General features: G+C 72.2%; 13 protein-coding genes. 2 read left to right on the plus strand and 11 right to left on the minus strand.

The window, feature by feature from the left end; translation table 11 throughout:
• Positions 1–5: 5 nt before the first annotated feature.
• Together EAO76_RS21260 and EAO76_RS21265 are read right to left on the minus strand one after the other, a co-directional pair.
• Complete coding sequence (locus tag EAO76_RS21260; protein ID WP_187438725.1) at positions 6–1016, minus strand: hypothetical protein; 1011 nt, start codon at positions 1014–1016, stop codon at positions 6–8.
• A gap of 17 nt (positions 1017–1033) precedes the next feature.
• Entirely contained in the window at positions 1034–1567 is a 534-nt protein-coding gene (locus tag EAO76_RS21265) for a hypothetical protein (RefSeq protein WP_148837540.1), read from the minus strand.
• A gap of 571 nt (positions 1568–2138) precedes the next feature.
• Between EAO76_RS21265 and EAO76_RS46445 the strand changes: the two genes are divergently transcribed.
• Positions 2139–2261, plus strand: coding sequence for a transposase domain-containing protein (locus EAO76_RS46445; protein WP_262375630.1), 123 nt, complete (start codon positions 2139–2141; stop codon positions 2259–2261).
• 83 nt (positions 2262–2344) lie between these two features.
• Entirely contained in the window at positions 2345–2935 is a 591-nt protein-coding gene (locus tag EAO76_RS21275) for a hypothetical protein (protein ID WP_148837542.1), read from the plus strand.
• Between the two features lie 197 nt (positions 2936–3132).
• Here EAO76_RS21275 and EAO76_RS21280 read toward each other — a convergent pair whose 3' ends face one another.
• The 9 genes from EAO76_RS21280 to EAO76_RS21320 form a co-directional block, all read right to left on the minus strand.
• Entirely contained in the window at positions 3133–3972 is an 840-nt protein-coding gene (locus EAO76_RS21280; RefSeq protein WP_148837543.1) for a DUF6202 family protein, read from the minus strand.
• A gap of 14 nt (positions 3973–3986) precedes the next feature.
• Complete coding sequence (locus EAO76_RS21285) at positions 3987–5090, minus strand: DUF6421 family protein (RefSeq protein WP_148837544.1); 1104 nt, start codon at positions 5088–5090, stop codon at positions 3987–3989.
• Between the two features lie 4 nt (positions 5091–5094).
• Positions 5095–5307, minus strand: coding sequence for an MbtH family protein (locus EAO76_RS21290; protein WP_148837545.1), 213 nt, complete (start codon positions 5305–5307; stop codon positions 5095–5097).
• Positions 5285–14248 carry a non-ribosomal peptide synthetase gene (locus EAO76_RS21295; RefSeq protein ID WP_148837546.1) on the minus strand — a complete coding sequence of 2988 codons (8964 nt, stop codon included), beginning with the start codon at positions 14246–14248 and terminating at the stop codon, positions 5285–5287. Before EAO76_RS21295 ends, EAO76_RS21290 begins: the two co-directional genes overlap by 23 nt.
• 73 nt (positions 14249–14321) lie before the next feature.
• A complete protein-coding gene (locus EAO76_RS21300; RefSeq protein WP_148837547.1) occupies positions 14322–15878 on the minus strand; it encodes an amino acid adenylation domain-containing protein in 1557 nt (518 codons plus the stop codon).
• Positions 15875–18127 (minus strand): penicillin acylase family protein, encoded by a 2253-nt coding sequence (locus EAO76_RS21305; protein WP_148837548.1) that lies wholly within the window; start codon positions 18125–18127, stop codon positions 15875–15877. The genes EAO76_RS21300 and EAO76_RS21305 overlap by 4 nt, the downstream gene beginning before the upstream one ends.
• Positions 18127–19794 carry a condensation domain-containing protein gene (locus tag EAO76_RS21310; protein ID WP_148837549.1) on the minus strand — a complete coding sequence of 556 codons (1668 nt, stop codon included), beginning with the start codon at positions 19792–19794 and terminating at the stop codon, positions 18127–18129. The genes EAO76_RS21305 and EAO76_RS21310 overlap by 1 nt, the downstream gene beginning before the upstream one ends.
• Positions 19795–19873: 79 nt before the next feature.
• Positions 19874–20695 (minus strand): thioesterase II family protein, encoded by an 822-nt coding sequence (locus EAO76_RS21315; protein WP_148837550.1) that lies wholly within the window; start codon positions 20693–20695, stop codon positions 19874–19876.
• Positions 20682–22499 (minus strand): ABC transporter ATP-binding protein (locus EAO76_RS21320; RefSeq protein WP_148837551.1); only part of this gene is annotated, 1818 nt, incomplete at its 5' end. The genes EAO76_RS21315 and EAO76_RS21320, both read right to left, overlap by 14 nt.

Raw genomic sequence — 22499 nt, forward strand, 5'->3', positions numbered from 1 at the left:
CGTCGCTACGTAACGAGGTTGCGCCAGAAATTCCGCAGACTGTCGTCGGCACCGAAGAGCGTGCTGAAGATCGTGGAGTCGGCCAGCAGCACATCGGCCGCGCGGTCGTCGGCCGGGGGCATCCACAGGAACATGTTGAACTCGGTGTTCCCGTCGTCGGTGAACGGATGGGGCCGGGAGGTGTCGATCGGCTGCCGGGCCAGCACATGGACGGCCTTCGGATCATCACTGGTCACCGCGTAGTGCGGCAGGTGCATGTGGAAGTTGAAGTTCGTCACCCCGTTCAGCCACCCCTGGTCATCCAGGTCCGGGACGGTCGACAGAGGGGCGATCCGGTTGTCCGCACCGGTGGCGGGACGCAGCCCGTACCGGTTGATGACCGGCACGCCCAGGCCCTTCATCAGATCCCTGACGTAGGTGGCGAACCGCTGCTGGCGAGGCACCAGGGGATCGCCGTGGTGGCGGTACTCCACCTCCCGCACGGACAGCTCGTCCGACGCGCCGACGTCGTGGTGGGGCCCCAGGACCAGGCGGGCGTCCTCCCGGGCGAGAAAGGCCCGCAGCGCCTCGATCTCCCCCGGCTCGGCTTCCTGCCCGGTGATCATGTGGTCCAGTCCGAAGACGAACAGGACGTCCGTGTCATCGAGCACCCGCTCATCGAGCGGGGTGCGGAAACCGGCCTGGTCGATGCGCTGGTAGACCGGGACGGGATGCCCGGTGACCTCCTCGACGAAATCCTGGAACGGCACCCAGGCCCAGAAGAACAACTCCAGCGACCCCGCGATGCCCTGCTGGAACCGATAGGGGTCCGACCACTTCGGATCCTCATAGGCCGGCCACGCCACCCGGCGCACCTCCGTCAGGGTGGAGAATCGGTTGTCCAGCTCGGCCGCGTTCCGGCCCGCCTCGGCCGGGTAGCTCCACGAGACGTAGACGCTCACTCGCCGTCCCGCGGGCGTGTACTTCCGGGGAATGTGCCGCTGGTTGTAGACCCGCGCGGTTCTGGTCTCGCTCATCGCCCAGCTCCCAGCCCTCACTGCATCTGGTCGAGCATCTCTGACAGAGCGCTCTTGATCCGCAACGCCTTCTTGATCTCGTCCGCAGTCACGTACGGATACTCCCCGTACTCGATGAAGCTCGGACAGTGGTGCTCACGGACGAACCTGACGAACGCCTCCGGGTTGGTCCGCCAGTCCTCCGGGAACCCCTCCAGATGCTCGAACGCCGTGCTCACGCCCGCCTTCGAGAACAGCGCGATGGCGTCCTCGGTGTACTTGTCGAAGTCGGTGTCGAAGATTCCCTGGTACATGAAGCGGGTGTCGTCGTCGAAGAGCACCCAGCGGAGGTAGTGCAGCTTCAGCGGCGCGAGAAGGTAGGGGTCCTGTTCGAGCGCTTCGGCCAGCGCGTGGCCGTACTGGCGCATCGCATCGGCGTGGCCGGGCTTGACCCGCGCGACGATGGTGAACCCGTAACATGCCGGAGTCCTGGGGAAAACGGGCCCGTACTTCCCCTGTTCGAGATGATCCGTCTCCTTGGGGAGGACGACCGCCTGAGGCTTGATCTCCATGTCCGCTCCTCCAGCCGACCGACGGGCCCGGACGATCCCATCTTCCCGCCCCATCACCGGGCGCGCCTGCTGAGCAGGAGAAGCGCAGGTGGAGCCGCTCCCCGCCATTCCCGGGCCGCGGGGTCAGCGGGGTCAGCGGGGCCGGACGCGGTAGTCGCGTTCGACGGTGCAGCCACCTTCTCTCCAACTCCCGGCCGATGGGGCACTCGCCGCGTTCGGAGCAATACCGAGTGTTGCCGCGGGCTGCACCACGGGGATCGACGGGGAGGGGACGGTGGCCCCATCGGGGAGTGGCTTCGTCTGAAGTTTCCCCAAGGCCGGGCAGTTAGCGTTTCCACAGGTCACGCAAGGGATTTGAAGAACTCCTGCCCACAGAGCAACGGAGCCCGTTGGTACAGGCAGTCGTCCAGGACAGCTTGTACCGCAAGGAGCTCCGTTGCCTGTTCATTCTGTCTCGTCACCGGCATTGTCGGCCATCACCCGTACGGTGACTGTGGCCGCGGGGCGGTTCGCTCCCGGACATCTGGGAGCGCTGACGCCGGTCGTGCCGTTCGAACTCGTCGATGGGGTCTTGTCCGAGACCAGGGCCGTACAGCGCCGATTGCGTGATCTGCCCTCGCGGGTCGGCGTGTACTTCCTCCTGGCGATGTGCCTGTTCCCCGAGGTCGGTTATCGACTGGTCCGGGCAAACTGACCGCCGACCTGTCGGGGATGCCTGTCGTCTGTCCGAACACGAAAGCGCTACGTGACCTGCGCCGCAGACTCGGCAGCGCGCCGATGCAGACGTTGTTCGAGGTACTGGCAGGACCGTTGGCCCGGCCGACTACGCCCGGCGTACGGTTCGGCCCGTACCGAACGGTGCCGTTCGACGGCTGCAGCTCGATCAAAGTGCCGGACAGCGAGCGCAACCGGGACTGGCTGGGACGGTGTCCGCGCGGCGGCTATCCCCGGGTCGAGCTGATGACACTGGTCGAGACCGGCACCCGGGCCGTGATCGCAGCCGTCTTCGGCCCCACCCGGGAGGGCGAAACCTCCTATGCCACCCGACTGTTGCACCATCTTGGCCCCGACATGCCGGTGCTGTGGGACTGCGGCTTCGACGGCAACGACGGCCCATGCTTCCCGCCACACGATCGGCGGGCGAGCACGGACCGTCGGCCGGACCCACCGGGTGTTGCTTCGCGTCAGGAGACGGAACGCCGATCGGTCCCGCCCCTTGGGCACGTCTTTCGGCGTGTCGGAATGAATCTGCTCGTGTACTCGGCGGGCGCCCTGTGCCACGACGTTGTCGGCGTTGACCGCCCGCGCCTCGCCGTCTCCTCACGCCGCTTGCCCAGCGCGTCGCGGAAGCGGATCGAGTACGGGTGAGGGCGCGACGAAGGGCTCCATGCCGCGGGCGGACCGTCGGGGCGTGCACGCCATCCGTTCCGGCCCGAGGGCGGTGATCGGAGCGCACGACCATTCGCGTCCCGGTCGGCTCTCCCCGGGTGCTCCGCGAACCGCCCCGCACCTCACCGAGGAGCCGTGGGCCCGTCGGTGAGGTGTCTGCCCGGTCGTACGGGATCTCAGGTCGCCGGGGCGAGCGCGTCCGCGTCCGCGCCGAGGGACGCCGCGAACTCGTCCAGCGCCCGCGACCAGCTCCGTGCGTACTCGGCGGTGAGTTCGGCGAAGTCCTTCGCCTCCTCCTCCGTCGTCACCAGACCGGTCGTACCGGTCTCGTCGTCGCTCACCTGCTGGGCGTGGCCGGTCTCGGCCTTGATGTGGGAGTCGATCCAGGCGAAGTCGTCCGTCCGGGAGAACGGTTTCACCCCGTCGATCGCCACCTTCGCGTAGATCCTGCGGAAGGCCACGGCGATGTCCAGGGCTATGGTCTCCACGACCCGGAGCTGGATCGCGGCCCCCAGCGGGCTGTGTGCCAGCCGCTCCATGTTGTCGATGAGTTCGCTCACCCCGGCGGGCAGCGACTCGGCGGCGCTCCCGACCTCGGCGGGGACGGCGTTCCGGAGGGGGGTGACGACGGAATCCTCCCACCAGATGTAGTGGATGCCCGCGGTTCCCCCGGGCGCCACCGCGCGGAAGACCGGTGCGAGGTTGTCCAGATCGTCCCCGATGACGCGGAACATGGTCTGGAACGCGGCCAGCACGTCCTCGTCGGGGGCGTGCCGGGCCGACAGCACACGGGCCGTCTCGCCCAGGCCCGCGAGGGTGGTGAACATGAACGCCTTGGTCATCGCCCGCCATTGCACGGCGATCGCCAGTGCGCCGCGCGCCGTGACCGTTTCGGTCTCGCGGGCCCTGCCGAAGAAGGGGTTGTCCTGGCGGCGCAACCGGGCACGTGTGAGTTCGTGGTCCACAAGTCGGTCGAGCTCCGCACGGAGTTGTGCGGTGGCCTGGGCTGCGGTCATCGTCGATCCTCGTTTCAGACGCCGAGTCGCTGCTTGATCTGGGCGAAGTAGGGAATGTGCCGGTAGTCGCGGACCGCGGGGTCGTAGTCGGTGTAGCGACGGGTGAAGGCCAGGAGCTCCTCACGCACCGCTTCGAGGGGGCGGTCGTGGATTCCCGCCTCGATCCTCCGGATGGCTCCGAGGAAGTCACGGAGCACGGACGTCAGGCCCGGCAGCAGGACGATCCGGTCCTCGTGCAGGCGGATCCCCTCGTGCTGTACGAGGTAGGTGAAGAGCACCTGCGAGGCGACCGCGTCGTAGTTGGGCCTGGGGATGCCCTCGACCGCGTACCGGAGCAACCGTTCGGCGAGGATGAACTCGAAGGCCGTTCGGGCCTCCTGCCGGGGCAGTCGCTCGTCGTCCAGGCAGGTCAGCATCCCCGAGACGTCGACCCTGAGCTCTTCGAGGCCGGCGAGCGGCTTGGCCTTCTTCGCCGCGAGGAACTCGGGGATCGGCATGTCGCCGTGGCGGTGGTGGTACTCGTGGAGCCGGACCCACCAGGTGGCGGCCTGCTCGATCTGCTTCCCGGACGCCTGTTGGATCGTCGGGAAGCTGCCGGGGGCCATGACCTCGTCGATCATGAGCCGGGTGATCCGCCGGTGCCGTTCGACGAACTTGTCGATGAAGTAGAAGATGACGTCGTCGGGCTCCTGGATCCCGTCCAGGTGGTTCTCCGGAAAGAGGGCGACGACGACGCGGGAGGCGAATCCGCGGGTGCGTCCGACGACGTTCACCGGCAGTGTGTTGCTGGCGTACCGCTCCACCAGGTGCGGATCGGTCGGGAGGGTCTCGTAGGTCAGCCAGTCCAGGCCGAGCGACGGGAAGTAGGAGGCGTCGAAGAGGGAGAAGACATGGGGGTCGCGTTGTGAGTTGATGTGCTGTTTCGTCGCCTCCATCCGGGACCCGGGAGCGAACGTCCGGAGATCCTCCAGGAGTGCCTCGGCCGCGGGCAGGCGCCGCAGGACGGGGCTCGACTCCAGGGCGAGCGCCAGGTCCTTGAGCACGTCCTCGTCCCGGAGCCGGGTCCGGTCCGGAAGGCTCTGCCTCAACTCGTCTATCTCTCTGAGGACTTCACTCACCGGCTCACCGGCCTTCCATGGCGCGCACGAGACTGAGCGGCCGCATGTCGGACCAGTGCTCCTCCACGTACGCCACGCACGAGGAACGCTCCTGCGGGCCGAACACCGGCGTCCAGCCGCCGGGAAGCTCGGCGAACTCGGGCCACAGGGAGTACTGGCCCTCCTCGTTGCGCAGGACCCGGAAGGACGCCTGCTCATCGTCGAACGGGTTGGTCATCGTGCTCCTCCAGCTCAGGCCGGTCACCCGGCTCGGTCATGCGGGCGGCGAGGACCGGCCCGATCCGGGCCAGCGCCGTCGGCCGGGTCATCTCCCCGTGCTCGCCCTCGATCTCGTGGATCTCCACGTGTCCTGTGCAGTGCCGCTCCCAGACGGCGGGGTCGAGCACTCTCCCCACCGGATCCCCGCTCCCGGTGTGCTCCGCGCCGTCCGCACCGCGCGTGGTACCGGTGGCGGCGAAGAAGAGGATGTCGCCGTCGAAGCACGCCGGCCGGAAGCCCTCCGCGAGGGTCGTGTGGTGCCGGAACACCCGGGCCAGGGCGCCGAGTCGGTCCGCGTCCAGCCGGCCGAGCACGTCGTACTGCGCGCTCAGCCACCGGATCAGTCCGGTGTCGGGATCCTCGTCCCCCTCGCCGCCTCCCCCGGCCGTGGGGCCCACCGGATCGTTGTCGCCGCTCCTGCCGAGCGAGCGCGCCAGGGCGGCCAGGACCTCCCGCTCGCTCCGCGGGGCCGTCCGTCCGGGGGCGGCACCGCCCGGATAGGCGTCCATGAGGGCGAGCAGTTCCACCTGTTCGCCCTGTTCCTGGAGCCGCACGGCGAGGGCGTGGGCGGTGGCTCCGCCGAAGGACCAGCCGAGGAGCCGGTAGGGGCCGCGGGGCCGTACCTCGCGGATGTACCGGAGGTACTCCTCGATCGTTCCGTCCCAGTCGAGGGGCTGCCAGTCCGGCCGGCTCAGGGCGGGCGTCTGCACTCCGTACACCGGTGCTCCGGGGGCCAGGTGGCGCAGCAGGCCCGCGTACATCCAGCTCACGCCCGCTGCCGGGTGGACGCAGAACAGCGGTGTGCCCTCGCCCCCGCTCCGCAGCGGGATCACCGGGGCGGCGTCGTCGGCCGCCGACCCCGTGGACAGTCCGGCGAGCGCCTGTGCGAGGGCAGCCGGAGTCGGTGCCTCGAAGAGTGCGCGGATGCCGAGGTCCGCGCCCGTCACCTCCTTGATCCGGCTGATCAGCCGCACGGCCAGGAGGGAATGGCCGCCGAGGTCGAAGAAGTCGTCGCCCGGTCCGACGTGGTCGAGTGACAGGGCGTCGGCGAAGAGCCCGCACAGCACCGCCGTCCGCCCCGAGCCCGGCGCCTGTGGCCCGGTGTCGTCCGCGGTCGCCGCCCGCCCCGGATCGGGCAGCGCGGCCCGGTCGAGCTTGCCGTTGCGGTTCAGCGGAAAGCCGTCCAGGAGAACGTAGCCGGACGGCACCATGGCGGCCGGCAGGGTGCGGGCCAGCCGGCGGCGCAGCGCGTTCGGCGTCGGATCGCCGGTTCCGTCGGGAACCACATAGGCGATCAGCCGGGCGTCGCCCTTCGGGGTCTCGTGCCGGACCACGACGGCCCCGCGCACTCCGTCGACCGCGCGCAGGGCGGCCTGGATCTCGCCGGGCTCGATGCGCAGGCCGTGCAAGGAGATCTGGTCGTCGGTGCGGCCCAGGAAGTCGAGCTGTCCGTCCGCCCGCCAGCGGACGAGGTCGCCGCTGCGGTACATGCGGCTGCCGTCCCCGGCGAACGGATCCGCGACGAAGCGCCCGGCGGTGAGGTCCGGTCGTCCGAGGTAGCCGCGGGCCAGGCCGGCGCCGGCCACGTGGAGTTCGCCGGGCACTCCCGGTGGTACGGGGCGCAGCCGCTCGTCCAGGACGTACACCCGCGTTCCCGAAACGGGGCGTCCGATCGGCGGTTTCCCGCCGTCCGTCAGCGGATCGCTCATCGTGGCGCAGACGGTGGTCTCGGTCGGGCCGTAGGCGTTCACCATCACGCGCCCCGGGAACCAGCGTTCCGCCTCCCCGGGCCGGCACGCCTCCCCGACCACGATCAGTGTCGTGCCGGGGAGCACTCCGTTCTCCGGAAGGGTCTCCAGGACGGCGGGCGGCAGGGTGACGTGGGTCGCCCCGGTGTTCCGGAGGAGTGCCGCGAGGTCTTCGCCGAGGAGCCGGCCGGCCGGTGCGAGGACGAGACGGGCTCCGGAGAACAGTGCCATGCCCCATTCGAAGATCGACGCGTCGAAGCTCACCGACGCGCAGGCCAGGACCCTGCTGTCCGGTTCGACGCCGAGACGGCGGATCTGCGAGCCGACGAGGTCGGCGATGCCCGCGTGGGTGACCACGACTCCCTTGGGGCGTCCGGTCGAGCCGGACGTGTAGATCACGTACGCGGCATGGTCCTCGGAGGCCGGGGTCCGTGTTCCGGCGGGCCCAGGACCCGGCGCCGGTACCGGTACCGACTCCACGCTTCCCCAGGGGCCGAGCACCACACGGGGAATCCCGGGCGGCACCGGGACGCCCGTGCCGGTGCCCGTGACGACGCATACGGGGCGGGCGTCCGCCAGCATGGCCGCGACGCGGTCCCGGGGCTGCTCCGGGTCGATCGGCAGGAACGCCGCGCCGGCCCCGGTCACGGCCAGCAGGGACACGACGGCTCCGGCCGAGCGGGGCAGCAGCACGGCGACGCGTTCCTCGGGCGCGGCTCCGAGCGCCCGCAGGCAGTCGGCCAGGCGCTCCACCCGCCGGTCGAGCTCGGCGTAGGTGATCGACTCGTCGCCCTCCTCCAGTGCCGGCCGGTCCGGGGTCCGGCGCACCTGGGCCGCGAAGAGCTCCGGCAGGGTGTGCCGTGCCCGGTACGGCTCGGGGCCCCTGGACCACGTCCCGATCCTGTCGCGCTCCGCGTCGTCGAGGATGTCCAGGGCCTCTATGGACCGGCCCGGGTCGTCGGCCGCGGCGCGCAGCACCCGGCCGAGGCGGCGGGCCAGGGCGCGTACCGTCTCCTCGTCGAACAGCTCGGTGGAGTACTGCACCTCCACGTCCACCCCGTCCGGTGCCCCGTCGGCCCCCGATCGCTCGGTGGCGTGCACCACGAGGTCGACCTTGGCCTCCTCGACGGTCACCTCGCGGGGGGTCACGACCAGCCCCGGAAGGTCGAGGGTGAAGGGCGCGTTGTTCTGCAGTACGAGCATCACCTGGAAGAGCGGGTGCCGGGAGAGCGACCGTCGCGGGTTGAGCATCTCCACGAGGTGCTCGAAGGGCATGTCCTGGTGCTCGAAAGCCGCCAGGTCGGTCTCCCGGGTCCGTGCGAGGAGCTGCTCGAAGCTCGGGGCGCCCGAGGTGTCGGTGCGCAGCACCAGGCTGTTCACGAAGAAGCCGACGAGCTCGTCGAGCGCCTCGTCGCCGCGTCCCGCGACGGCCGTGCCGACGGGGATGTCGGTTCCGGCGCCGAGCCTGGTGAGGAGGGTGGCGAGGGCCGACTGGAGCACCATGAAGAGGGTGGTCCCGGTGCGGCGCGCGAGCTCGACGAGACGACGGTGGAGGGCAGGGTCGATCATGAGGGGGACGGTCGCCCCGTGGCGGGTCGGCAGGGCCGGGCGCGGGCGGTCGGCGGGGAGTGCGATCTCCTCCGGGATGCCGTCCAATGTCTTGCGCCAGAAGGAGAGCTGACCTGCCGCCACGCTGTCCGCCTCCGCGGCGTCGCCGAGCAGTTCCCGCTGCCAGAGGGTGTAGTCGGCGTACTGCGCGACGAGGGCGTCCCACTGCGGTTCCCGGTCGTCGAGCCGTGCGGTGAAGGCCGTCGCCAGGTCGCGCGCGAGGGGGTCGAGGGACCAGCCGTCGGCGGCGATGTGGTGCACGACCAGGAGCAGTACGTGCTCCTGGGGTCCGGTGACGAAGAGGGTCGCCCGGACGGGGATCTCCGCCGAGAGGTCGAAGCCGGCGTTGGCGGTGCGGGTCACGGCGTCGTCGGCGTCGCCGGTGACGGTCACCACGTCCAGCGGGCAGCGGCCGTCCGGGAAGGACAGGATCTCCTGACGGGGCCGTCCCTCGTGTTCCACGAAGCGGGTGCGCAGGGACTCGTGCCGGTCGACCACGTCCTGGACGGCCCTGCCGAGGACCTCGGCCAGCCGGTCGGTGGGGAGGGCACCGCTCAGTCCGAAGCAGAGGGGGATGTTGTACGCCGGTCCCGCGGCGCCCATGCGCCACAGGAACCACAGGCGCTGCTGGGCGTACGACAGCGGCAGTTCGGCCGGCCGGGGACGGGCCACCAGGGCCGTCCGGGCGAGCGTGGCGCCCCTCAGCCGTTCCGCGAGCGCGGCCGGGGTCGGGGCCTCGAACAGCTCGCGGACCGGCACGTCCCTGCCGAGGACCCGGCGGATCCGGCTGACCAGCCGCATCGCCAGCAGGGAGTGGCCGCCGAGCTCGAAGAAGCCGTCGTCGAAGCCGACGGTTTCCACGCCCAGTACGTCGGCGAAGAGTTCGCGTACCAGTTCCTCCTCGGGGTGCCGCGCACGGCGGAGGGATCCGGGGGTGGTTCCGCGCGGGGCGGGCAGGGCCGAGCGGTCGAGCTTTCCGTTGGAGGTGAGGGGGAAGGAGTCCAGGACCACGACGGCCGACGGCACCATGTAGTCCGGCAGGTGCCGGGCGGTGTGGCGGCGCAGCTCCTGCCCCGTGGCGATGCCGGGCCCCGCCTGTACGTAGGCCACGATGCGCCTGTCGCCGGGACGGTCCTCCCGGACGAGCACGGCTGCTGCGCGCACGTCCGGGCGTTCGGCGAGAACGGCCTCGATCTCGGCGGGTTCGATGCGGAACCCGCGGACCTTGACCTGGTGGTCGGTGCGGTCCAGGTAGTCCAGGCCGCCGTCCGGGCGCCAGCGCACGAGGTCGCCGGTGCGGTACATGCGGGCTCCGGGTGCCGCGAAGGGGTCGGCGACGAAGCGGCCGGCCGTCATGGCGGGCCGGTTCAGGTATCCGCGGGCCAGAGGTGTGCCCCCGATGTGGAGCTCGCCGGTGACGCCCACCGGCACCGGGCGCAGCCGGTCGTCCAGCACGTAGTAGCGGGCGTTGGTGAGGGGGCCTCCGATGGGAGCCGCGACCGAGCCGTCGTACTGCTCGGGGTCGGGCAGCTCCCGGCCGCTGATCACATGGACCTCGCTGGTCCCGTAGTGGTTGTGCAGCCTGTGCCCGGGAAGGGCGAAGAAGTTCCGGGCGGCCTCCCCGAGGACCAGCCGCTCGCCGCCCTGGACCACGTCGCGCAGTTCGGGGAGTTCGATCCCCTCCTCGGCCGCGGCCTCGCACAGGGCGTTGATGACGAGGTTGGGGGCGAGCAGTTCGTTCACCGCGTGCCGGGCCAGCCACCGGGCCAGCCCGACCGGGTCGCGCCGGACGTCCTCGTCGGGCACCACCAGTGTGCGGCCGGTGGTGAGGGCGAAGAAGATCTCCTGCGAGGAGATGTCGAAGGTGAGGGTGGTCAGTTGTGCGTGGCGCGTGCCGGGGCCGCCGGGCATCTCGCGCGCCATCCAGGTGACCAGGTTCGACAGGACCCCGCCCGGCATGAGGAGGCCCTTGGGGCGGCCGGTGGTGCCGGAGGTGTAGACGATGTACGCGGGGTGCAGCGAGGTGTGCGGGGAGTGGAACACCTCGGGGTCCGTGACCGGGCCGTGCTCGACGACCCGGCGCACCGCCGGGTCGTCGAGCAGGAGGAGGGGGGCGGGTCGCGGCGGCAGGCGGCGTGCCACCGTCGTGGTGGTGACGAGCAGGGAGGGTGCCGCGTCGCCGAGGGTGTAGGCCACGCGCTCCTCGGGGTCGTCGATGCCGAGGGGGACGAAGGCGGCTCCCGTCTTCATCACGGCCAGGACGGCGACGATCATCTCGGTGGATTTCTCCAGGGCCAGGGCGACGCGCCGCTCCGGTCCCGCGCCGAGGCCGATCAGATGATGGGCCAGGCGATTGGCGCGTGTGTTGAGTTCGGCGTAGTCGACGGCTTCCTCTCCGTGGACGAGCGCGGTCGCGTGCGGGGTGCGCCGCACCTGTTCCTCGAACAGCCGGGTGGGAGCGGGGTGTTCGAGGACCGGGTCGGCTCCGTTGAACCTCGACACGACGAGTTCGTACTGTTCGGGGCCGAGGATGTCGAGGTCGCGGAGCGGCCGGTCCGGGTGGCGGACGGCGTCGGCCAGCAGGCGTCCGAAGCACTCGGTGAGCCTGAGGGCGCTCTCCCGGGTGAACAGTCCGGTGCTGTGATCGAGGGCTCCCGCCAGTCCGTCGGGTGCGCCGTCGGCGGTGTGCCGCTCGGTGATCTCCCACACCAGGTCGAACAGGGACGTTCCCGTGTTCACCCATTCCACCCGGGTGTCGAGGCCCGGGAACTCCGCGTCGGCCGACGGGGTGTTCTGGAAGACCAGCATGACCTGGAACAGCGGATTGCGGTCGAACGACCGGGTCGGGTTGAGCATTTCGACCAGGTGCTCGAAGGGCAGGTCCTGGTGTTCGAAGGCCGCCAGGTCCAGGGCGCGCACCCGGTCCAGGAGCTCGCGGAAACCGGGGTTCCCAGAAGTGTCGGTGCGCAGCACGAGCGTGTTGACGAAGAACCCGACGACGTCGTCCAGGTCGGGGGTGGGCCGGCCCGCCACCGGGGTGCCGAGCGGGATGTCGGTGCCGGCGCCGAAGCGTGTGAGGGTGGCGGCCAGCGCGGTCTGCATCACCATGAAGACGGAACAGTGGCTGCGCCGTGCCAGCTCCAGGACCATGCGGTGGGTCTCCGCGTCGATGGCGAAATCGACGGTGGCGCCGTCGTGCGCGGAGCCGGTGGAGCGCGTCAGGTCGGGACGCAGCTCCAGTTGTTCCGGTATGCCGTCAAGCCGTTCGCGCCAGAACGCGAGCTGGTCACGCGCGAGTTCGCCGGGTCCGTCCTCGCCGGCCAGGGCCGCGCGCTGCCGCAGCGCGTGGTCGGCGTACTGGGTCGTCAGCGGCGGCCATCCGGGGTGCCGGCCCTCCCGCCGGGCCGTGTACGCCTGCGCGAGGTCGCGCAGCAGCGGGGCCATCGACCAGCCGTCGGCGACGATGTGGTGCATGAGCAGGGACAGGGTCCAGTCCCTCTCGCCGGTGCGCAGCAGCCGTGCGCTCCACGGAATTCCGTCGGCGAGGTCGATCCAGCGGGCGCCCGCCTCCCGCAGGAGGGCGCCGAGGGTTTCGGGGGCCACCGTCTCGATGTCGAGGGCGAGGGGCACCTCGCCGGGGTCGAGCACCCTTTGGACCGGCTGTCCCTCGTGTTCCTCGAAGACTGTCCGCAGGCTCTCGTGGCGGGCCACGAGGTCGTGCAGGGCGGCGCGCAGTGCCGGTACGTCCAGCTCGCCGGTCATGCGCAGCACGAGCGGGACGTTGTACGCGGCCGAGCCGTGGCCGAGCCGGTTGAGGAACCACAGCCGGTTCTGCGCGTAGGAGAGCGGAAGCGGGTCCGGCCGGCCCCGCGGGTCCGGTCCGGGTCCGGCCGGCACCGGGTCGCCCCGGCCCGGATCGTCCTCGCCCGCCGCGCGGCGCAGCGCGGGGAGCCCGAGCAGCCGCCGCAGGGTGCCGGCCTCGAAGAGGTCGACGAGGGTCGCCCGGACGCCGAGTTCGGTGCGGAGTCGCTGGACGAGCCGGGCCGCCGTCAGGGAGCTGCCGCCGAGCGCGAAGAAGTCCTCGTCGGGTCCGGCGGCCGTGCCCAGGGTCTCGGTCCACAGGGCGGTGACGCGCGCGGTGAGCGCGGTGTCCTGTCCGCGGGCCGTGGACCCGTCGTACGGGACGGCCGGCCCGCTCAGCCGTACCGCCGCCCCGTCGGGGCCGGTGAACAGTGTGCCGAGCGAGGCTTCCGGGGTGGTCGTCGCGTTCGTCAGGACCGCGACGAACGCGTCCGCCACGGCCTCGACGGTCCGCTCGTCGAAGAGTTCCTCGGCGAAGCGCAGCACGCAGCGGGGGCCGGTCGTGTCGGTGACGACGTCGAGCAGCAGGTCGAACTCGGTGGTGGCGCCCGACACCCGCTCGAATTCCTCGGTGAGCCCGGTGACGCGGACCCCGGGCAGCCGCAGCGGGGTGTCGGACTCGACGACCTGGAGGGCGACCTGGTACAGCGGGTGGCGCCCCAGGTCCCTGGGGGGATTGACCGCCTCCACCACGCGGTGGAAGGGCACGTCCTGATGGGCGAGGTCCACGGCCAGGTCGGTGGTGACCCGGCGGAGCAGGGTGTCGAAGGACTCGTCCTCGGGGCAGTGCAGGGGCAGTACCACGTTGTTGACGAAGAAGCCGAAGACGTTCTCGAGTTCGGGTTCGGAGCGTCCCGACACCGGGGTGCCGACGACGACTCGGGGTGTGGCCGCCCAGCGGCCGAGCAGGGCGCCGAAGGCGGCGAGGTACACGGCGTACGGCGTGGTGCCGGCGTTCCGGGCCAGGGCGTCGACGCGCCGGACGAGCGCCGGGTCCAGTTCCCGGGTCAGGACACCGGCGGTGAACCGTCGTACCGGGGGCCTCGGCCGGTCCGTGGGCGGTCCCCCGGCGGGCAGGTCCGCGAGGCGCTCGGACCAGTAGCGCAGGCCCGCGGCGAGTCCCGGTTCGATCTCCTCGCGCTGCCACTGGGCGTAGTCCGCGTACTGGACCTCGGGGTCGGGGAGTTCCGGTTCCCGTCCCGCCAGTTCCGCCGCGTAGAGCTCGGACAATTCCCGGAGCATGAGCGACTGGGACAACTCGTCGGAGACGATGTGATGCGTCACGAGAACCAGAACGCCGCGGTCGGCTCCGCGTCGTATCAATTCGGCGTGCAGGAGGGGCGGACGGAATGAGAAGGGCTCTTCGTACCAGCGCCGGAACAGGGCACGGACCGCACCGTCCGCGGCCGCTTCGGGAAGTCCGGTCAGGTCGATCTCGCCCAGTTCGCATCCGGCGTGGTCCCGGACGGTCTGCGTCGGCCTGCCGTCCACCTCCGCCAGCTCGCTGCGCAGCAGTTCGTGCCGGTCGACGAAGTGCCCGATGGCCCGTCCGAGGGCGGCCCCGTCGAGGTCTCCGGTGATTTCCCAGGCGGCGGCCAGCACATAGGAGGAAAGCCCGGGAAGCAATTCCTCCGTGAGCCACAACGATTCCTGACTGAATGAGAGCGGTGCCCTGTGACTCACGCTCGAATTCCCTTCGGCCGGTGTCGTTCTGGGGAACTCACTGAGAACAGCACTGCCGTGGAATCTAGGGCCCTCAGGTTAGCGGCGAGTTACGCGAACGCTCGGCGAGGGCGCGGCGGTCGGTCTTCCCGCTGCTATTGCGCGGAAGCCGTTCGAGAGTCACCACGCGTACGGGAATCATGTGTTCGGGAAGGCGGGCCGCCAGGTCGCCGCGCAGCCTCGTGCGCGTGTCCGGGGCGGCGCCGGGTTCCGGTACGACGAAGGCCGTGAGGATCGGCTCGTCGCGTGCGGTGCGGTGTACGACGGCGGCCGCGTCCCTGACCCAGGGGAGCGCCCGCATGGCGTGGTCGACCTCGCCCAGCTCGATGCGGAAGCCCCTGATCTTGGTCTGCTCGTCCTTGCGGCCGATGTAGTGCAGGCCGCCCGCCTCGTCGGCGAAGCCCAGGTCGCCGGTGCGGTACCAGCGGCCCGCCCGCCCGGGAACGTGGAGGAAGCGCTCGTTCGTCGCCGCCCCGGCGCCCGTGTACCCCTTGGCCACCTGGTCCCCGCCGATGAGGATCTCCCCGGTGTCCCCGGGCCGCACCGGCTCCAGTGCCTCGTCCAGGACCAGCGCGGGGCTCTTGGCGAACGGCCGGCCGATGGGTGTCGCCGCCGCCGCGAGTTCCAGATCCCGTTCCGTGAGCCGTCGGAAGGTGTTGTACACCGTCGTCTCGGTGATCCCGTAGGCGTTGGACCAGACCGTGGGGCGTCCCGGCTGGGACCTCGTCCAGCTCCCGACGGCGGCGTAGTTGAGGGCCTCGCCCGCGAACGTCACGTGCCGCAGGGGGATCTCGATGCCTTCCTCCTCCACCGCCTCGGCGAGGTGGCGGAAGACGCTGGGCACGATGTGCAGGCGGGTGACCCGTTCGCGTACCAGGAGTTCCGCCAGGAGTTCGGGGTTGCGCGGCACTTCCCCCTCCACCGCGACGAGGGTGGCGCCGATCGCGACGGCGGCCCACATCTCCCACACGCTCACGTCGAAGGTGTGGGCGTGCTGCATCGGCCAGACCTCGTGCGCGGCGAAGCCGAAGGCGCCGATCCCGTCCCTCAGGAGTGCGAGCACGTTGGCGTGGGTCACCTCGACGCCCTTGGGGACGCCGGTGGTGCCGGAGGTGTAAATGACGTACGCGGCCGAGTCGGGGGTGGGGTCCGGTCCCTCCCACCGGGGTCCGGGGCGGGGCGTCAGGTCGTCGGGGCCGAGGGGCACCACGTCCTCGGCTCGATCGGCGAGCGCATCCGCCCCGGCCCCGTCGGCAAGCAGCGCCGAGGCTCCCGAGTCGTCGACGCAGTGGAGCAGCCGTGCGCCGGGGTGCCGGGGGTCGAGCGGCACATAGGCGCAGCCCAGCCGCATCAGCGCGGCCGCGCCGAGGAGCGCCAGCGGGCCCCGGTCCACGCACAGACCGACCCGGCCGCCGGGCTCGACGCCCGCCCTCGCCAGCCTGGACGTGAGCGCGTCCACGGCCTCGTCCAGTTCGCGGTAGGACAGGGTGCGGTGGGCGCAGCGCAGCGCGGGACGGTCGGGGTGGCGCCGTGCCGCGCGGCGCAGGAGCTCGGGCACGTGGTGCGGCGCGGCCTGCGGTTCTCGGTTCATGCGTCTCTCCTCGGCACGTCGCCGGAGCGGTGATCGGGGGACGGTGCGGTTTCGGGGCGGGGCCGCGCGGAGTCCGGCAGCAGGGGCGGCGTATCGCCCGAGGCCCAGTCCAGCAGGGCCTTCGTCTGGGACGGTTCACGGCCCGACTGGCTGCCGGGGAGCCCGAGCAGGGCCCGGTGGGGGCGTGCCGGGTCGACGACGAGCCGCATCGCCGCGCCGAAATCGGGCTGGGCCACCCGCACGCTGTCGGCGCAGCCGGAGAGCTCGACCGGGGGCGTCGGCCCGCCGGTTCCGGGCGGTGCGGCGCCGAGCGCGTTGGCCGCGCCCCAGCGCACCGGCGCCGTGTCACCCGTACGTTGCGTCAGCAGTTGTCTCGCCAGGGCGAGTTGGGCCACGACGAATTGCCGGGCGCTCTTCCACGGGGCCGGTACCAGGCCGTCGTCCATCGCGCCGAGCAGTGCGCGCAGAGGCCCTTCATGGCCGTTGTAGCAGTAGCGGAACGACGGGTCGTGGCGTTGGCAGGGGCGGGTCGCGGCGGCGAACATCTCCTCGCGCAGGAGTTCGCGGAAGACCACGAGCAGGGCCAGCCCCTCCTCGTCCCGGTGGGAGCTGCCCCGCCAGGCGGAGACCTCCGCCCTCAGTGCCTCCAGCGGTGCGGGGAGCCCGCCCGCGCCCAGTCGGCGCAGGGCCAGGTCCCGGTAGAACCGGTAGAGGCCGGCGTCCAGGTCGAGTTGCAGTTCCAGCGCCCCCGCCTCGTCCGCGCCGTGGCCGTCCGCGATCCGGGTGGCGACGCGCCGGGCCCGCACCCCGGTGAAGAGGTTCCAGCCGAGGCCCGCCTCCCGTATCGGTGTGTTGCCGTTGTTGCAGCTCACCACCACACCGCTCGCGGGTGTCAGCAGGCGCGGCAGCAGGCGGGGCGGTACCCAGTCGGCCGGGCCCCGGGCCGGGGCGCGGTCCGCGAATCCGCGCGGTGTGCCCGTGCGCCCGTGCGGATAACGGCCGGCGACGGTCCAGCAGATGTCGCCGCGGGCATCGGCGAGCACCGCGTTCAGCGCGGGCAGTCCGCTGTCGTTCACGACGTCCGCCGCCTCGGCGACGCTGTCGGACTCGTAGAGCCGCCAGGCGCCGAAGTCCAGGGCCGCCGGATCCGTGTACGTGGCGCTGAAGGCGATGTCGGCGTCGCCGAGGCGGTCGACGACCGGTCCCCAGGGGGTGTCGGCCACCTCCAGGGTGTGGTCGTGCGCCCCGCGCACGGCGATCCGCTCGGTCCTGGTGCGGTCGGCCGCCTCCTCGCTCCCGCGCCGGTGCGTCCCGTCCCCGCGGGGTTCGAGCTCCGTCAGGTCGCAGCCGTCCGCGGGGAGGCGGGTGAATCCCCAGGCCACCGAGCCGTTGGTGCCCGAGACGAGGATGGGCAGGCCCGGGACGGTGACGCCCTGGACCGTCCTTCCGGGAACGGCCAGCCGGACCGCGTACATCACGGAGGGCCGGGTCAGCTCCAGGTGCATGTCGTTGGCCAGGACGGTGCGGCCGTCCCGGACCGTCGCCCACGCGTTGCTGCCGACCGGCCGCCCGTCCGCCACGACCAGGCGCCCGCCGCCGTCGGGGGGTTCGGCCATCAGGGCACGCAGCTCGGCCATGGGCGGCGGGTCCGCGCGGGTCTCCCGGGCGGGGCTGCCGTCCGCCTCCGTGGCGTACTCGTCCCTCGGGTCGAGCAGGAAGTCGACGACCGGTTCCGGCAGGGTCCGCCGCATCACCTCCACCATCCGGTTGTCGCTTCCGTCCGAGGCCAGTTCCTGAAACATCCCCTGGGCGACGGCGATGGAGCGCGGGGGCTCCCACGGTGTGACGTCCGGCGGGCGGTCCGCGTCGGCCGGGGCCCCGGTCCCGGTGCGCTCCGCGGCCAGGTTCACCCCGGCCGCGTAGGCCGACAGCATCCGCCGTTCCTCCTCGGGGAGGAGCGACCAGCACTCCCGGGCGGCCCCGGCGAGGTCCAGGGTGCGCTGCCGGATGTCTCCGGGCAGCGCGGAGGGGCCGGCCACCTCCGCGAGGCGGCCGTGGCTGCGCCGCCACAGCAGCTCCATCTGGGTGCGCCGGTGCCGGGCGGTGACCCAGCCGAGGCCGAAGGCGGCCGCCGTCCAGTCCGGGGCCCGGACCGTCGGCCGTTCCCGTTCGTCGTACTCGATCCCGACCGGTCCGTACGGGGAGGTCAGGGTCAGGGCGGGCCGGGGTCCGCCGGCGGGCCGCGCCATCACAGGACCGCCGCCGGGTGGCCTTCCGACGCGGGGATGGTGCCGTCCGGCGCGTCCGCGAAGAACCTCAGCATCGTCACGATCCGGTCGACGACCTCCTGGGCCGTCGGTCCCGCTTCCGGTGCCGCGTACTCCACCGACACGTGCACGTCGTCCGCGCGTCCCACGGAGAGGCCGATCCCGAGGCGGGGACCGAACGGCAGGTCGACCAGGCGGGCGTCGACCTCGCGCAGGTCGGCGATCCGGACCGCCGCACGGTCCTCCTCCTCGGCCGGTGGTCCGTCGAACCAGAAGACCGCGTCGACGAGTTCCGACGGATGCACGCCGAACCTCCCGCAGGGCTCCTCGATCAGGACGCCGAGCGGGACGTCGGCCCAGCGGCGCGCCTCCGTCAGCCGCTGCCGCACCTCCGCCGCGACCTCCCCGGGTGTCGTGCGGTCCGGAACCGGGACGGCGAGCAGGGTGCTGTTGGCGAAGGCGCCGACGGTTCGGTCCAGGCCGAAGTGGTCGCGGTTGTCCAGGAGCGTGCCGATGCCCAGGCAGGAGCGGTGGGTCAGCCGCCCCAGGGCCGCGGCGACGGCACCGGCCAGTACGACGAAGTCGGTCGCGCCGCCGGACCGCGCCCACTCCCGGACACGGCGCAGCACATCGCCCTCCACCCGTGCCGCGGCCCGGACGTGACGCGACGGCCGGTCGCCCGCCGGGGGCAGTTCCAGCATGTCGGCCGCGAGGTCGCCGACCGTCCGCAGCCAGTGGCCGCGTCCTCGGGCGAGGAGCCCGTCCAGCGCCTCCCGCTGGCGCACGGCGTAGTCGACGTAGGTGGGTCCGGCCCCGGACGTGCCGGTGACCGGGTCCCCGTACGGCGGCGCCGGGTCCTCCCGGCCGTCGAGCGCCCCGGCCAGTTCCCCGGCCAGCACCCGTCCCGAGGCTCCGTCGAAGGCCGTGTGGTGGAGGTGGCAGGCGAGCAGGTCCGGACCGTCCGGGCGCCGGAACAGCTGGGCGCGCAGGAGACTGCCGGCCGTCAGGTCGAAGGGCCGCAGGTGTGCTTCCCGCAGCAGCGCGCGGATCCGCCGGGTGGCGGCCTCCTGCGCGCCCGGCACGTCGTGGACGACCAGTTCCACGCCCGGTTCCGGCGGGGGCGGGACGACGGCCTGCTCGAAACCCTCGCCGACGGGCCGAAAGGCCGTCCTGAGGGCGGGGTGGCGATCGAGCAAGCCGTGCAGGGCCCGCCGCAGGACCTCGGTGTCCCGCCGGGCGTGGACCTCCAGCAGGACGACGACGTTGTTGGCGGGCGACGGGCCGAGAGCCGCCTCCAGCCGGAGCAGTTCCTCCTGTTGGAGGGAGACCGGGCCGCTGTCGCGGCCGGTGTCGCGGGAGGCGTCCCCCGCCGTCCGGCCGAGGGCGGTCTCGACCCCGGTGACGAACTCGTGGAACACCGGGTGCTCGAAGATGATGCCGGCGGGCAGTTCGAAGCCTCCGAGTTCCTTGCGCAGCCGGGTCATCGCCCGGGTGGCGAGCATCGAGTGGCCGCCCAGCACGAAGAAGTCGTCCTCGTCCCCGATCTCGGGCACGTGCAGAAGGTCGCCCCAGATCCTGCGGCACCGCTCCGCCGTCGTGACCTCCTCGGCGTGCGGGCCGCTCGCCTGAGCGGGACGTGCCTCGGTCATGCTGTGTGCTCCTTCCCGTACCTGCGTCGTGACCGCCCTCCGCGAGCCGGAGGTGCGGTGTCCATGTCCGGGGTGGTGCTCAGAAGCGCGCGCCGCCCCCCGCGGGTGTGTTCGCGACGGTGCGCACGGCGTCGCGCACGTGGGCCAGCAGGCCCGCCTCGTCCTCGTGGAGGAAGAGGTGTCCGCCGGGCACGACGATCTGCGTCAGGGAGAGGGCGGTCTCCTCCGCCCAGCCCGCCATCGTGGCCGGGGCGATCTCCGGGTCGTCGCTTCCCCCCACCGCCACGATCGGTGTCGGCAGCGGCTCCCCGGGGGTGTACCGGTAGCGCTCCGAGAGGGCGAAGTCGGCGCGGAGCATGGGCAGCAGCAGCCCGATCATCTCGGGCTCGTCCAGGATGGCCCCGGGGGTCGCCCCCATGTCCCGCAGCAGCGCGATGAACTCCCGGTCGGGCAGCGTGTGCCGGCTCCTGCCCTCCGGGAGCAGGGCGGGCGGGGGGCAGGCGGCCACCATCAGCAGCTCCGGTGCCCTGCCCCGCCGGTGCAGCCTGCGCGCCACCTCGAAGGCCAGCAGTCCGCCGAGGCTGTACCCCAGCAGGACGAGCGGCCGCTCGTCCTGGAGGGAGGCGGTGGCGTCGGCGATGTCGTCGGCCAGCCGGTACGGGTCCTCCGCCAGCGGTTGCCGCCAGCGGTGCGCGTGGCCGGGCAGGGTCAGGGCGTGCACCTCGGCCGCGCCGTCCAGGCCCGCCGCCCAGGTGCGGAACACCGCTCCCGACCCGCCCGCGTAGGGCAGGCAGACCAGTCGTACCGGCGCCGTGCCCGCTCCGCCCGGTCGGAGGAACCAGTCCGCGTGGTGTGCCGCCTCCTGCCGGGGCGGGCCCGGCCGGCCGTCAGGTGTAGGCACGGGCCTGCCTCTCGTACAGGTCGCGGTACAGGCCGTCGGGCTGTGCCATCAGCTCCGCGTGGGAGCCGAGTTGGGAGATCCCGCCCCGTTCCACCACGACTATCAGGTCCGCCCGCCGGGCGAGCGCCAGCCGGTGCGAGGCGAAGACGGTGACGGCGCGGGCGTCCGCGGACGCCTGACGCGCCTGCTCCAGGTAGGAGGAGAGCACGGCGTCCTCGGTGAGCGGGTCGATCGCCGCGGTCGGTTCGTCCAGCACCAGCAGGGAGGGCGATCTGCGCATCCGTGCCCTGCCGAGCGCGAGCCGCTGCCACTGGCCGCCGGAGAGTTCCGTGCCGTCGTCGAAGGAACGGCCGAGGCGGGTGTCCAGGCCGTCGGGGAGCTTCTCCACGATGTCGGCGGCGGCTCCCGCGGCCACGGCCTCGAAGACCTTCTCCTCGTCGTCGACATGGGGCAGGTGGCCGACGCCCACGCTTTCCCGGACCACGAACTCGAAGCGGCCGAAGTCCTGGAAGCAGGCGCTGGTCCGGGTGTGCCACCCCTGGGTGCTGAGTTCCTCCAGATCGACGCCGTCGACCGTGATCCGGCCGCTGGACGGCGAGTAGAGCCCCGCCATCAGCTTGATCAGTGTGGACTTGCCCGCTCCGTTGGTGCCGACGACGGCCACCAGCGCCCCCGCGGGCAGGTGCACGTCGATGTCGCGCAGGGCCCAGGTGTCGCTGCCGGGGTAGCGCAGTCCGACGCCCTCGAACCGGATGCCGTCGGTCAGTCGGTCCGCGGGGGCCTTCGTGCCCCGGTCGCGTCCGGCCGCTTCCCGGGCGTACCGCTCCAGCCAGAGCAGTCGGCGGGAGGACGCCACGGTCTGCGAGAGGAAGCCGAAGAAGTGGACGGCCTGGCCGAGTTGGGTGCTGATCGACGTGACCAGTCCGAGCATCAGCACCACTTCGCCGAGCGAGGCGGCGCCGTGCGAGAAGTCGCGCAGCACCAGCAGCAGCGCCGCGCAGTAGCCGAGGGCGAAGACGGCGCCGCTCGCGGAGGTGGCGAGCTGGTTGCGCCACACGGCGCGGGTGACGGTCCGGTCGGCCGCCTCGGCCGAGGCCAGGTACCTCGACGTGATGTGGCGGCCGGTGCCGAACAGCCTCAGCTCGTCGGCGTGCCGCACCTCGCTGCCGGTCCGGTAGAAGTGCTGGGCGAGCCGGGCGGTCCCCGCCGCCGCCTCGACCGCGTCGGCCCGACGCCGCTGACCTCGGCGGGTGACGAGCAGCGCGGGCAGCGCGAGGAGCGGCAGGAGCAGCAGCACCGGTGCGACGAGCGCGAGGATGACGCCGGTGAACAGGGCTCGCGTCGTCGCTCCCAGGACCAGGGAGAAGGCGTCGGCGCCCTCGGACAGGTACACGCGTTCCTGGCGCAGCACCTCGATCCGGTCGAGCACCTCCGGATTGTCGAGGTCGGAGACGCCCGGGAGGGTGCCCACCAGGCGCATGAGCCGGTGGTCGACCACGGCCGAAGTGCTCTCGATCATCCGGATGGAGAGTTCCACGGCGTAGGCCGAGGTGCCGACGGTGAGTGCCGTGACGACGGCCACGGTCACCGCGGCGGCGATCATGGTGGCGTTGTCGTGGGCCACGGCGGCGTCCACGACGACCTTGACGAGGTAGAGGATCGCGACCGGGACGATGGGTCTGAGCCCGAAGTTGACGAAGGTGAGCAGCGTGGTCCGCCGGTCCGCCTCCAGGGAGAGGCCGATGGCGGCCCGCAGCGGGCCTCCGTGCGGGGAGCGGGGGGCGGGTTCGGCGGATGCCGGTGG

The sequence above is a fragment of the Streptomyces sp. sk2.1 genome (genome assembly GCF_008120935.1).
Classification (GTDB): Bacteria; Actinomycetota; Actinomycetes; order Streptomycetales; family Streptomycetaceae; genus Streptomyces.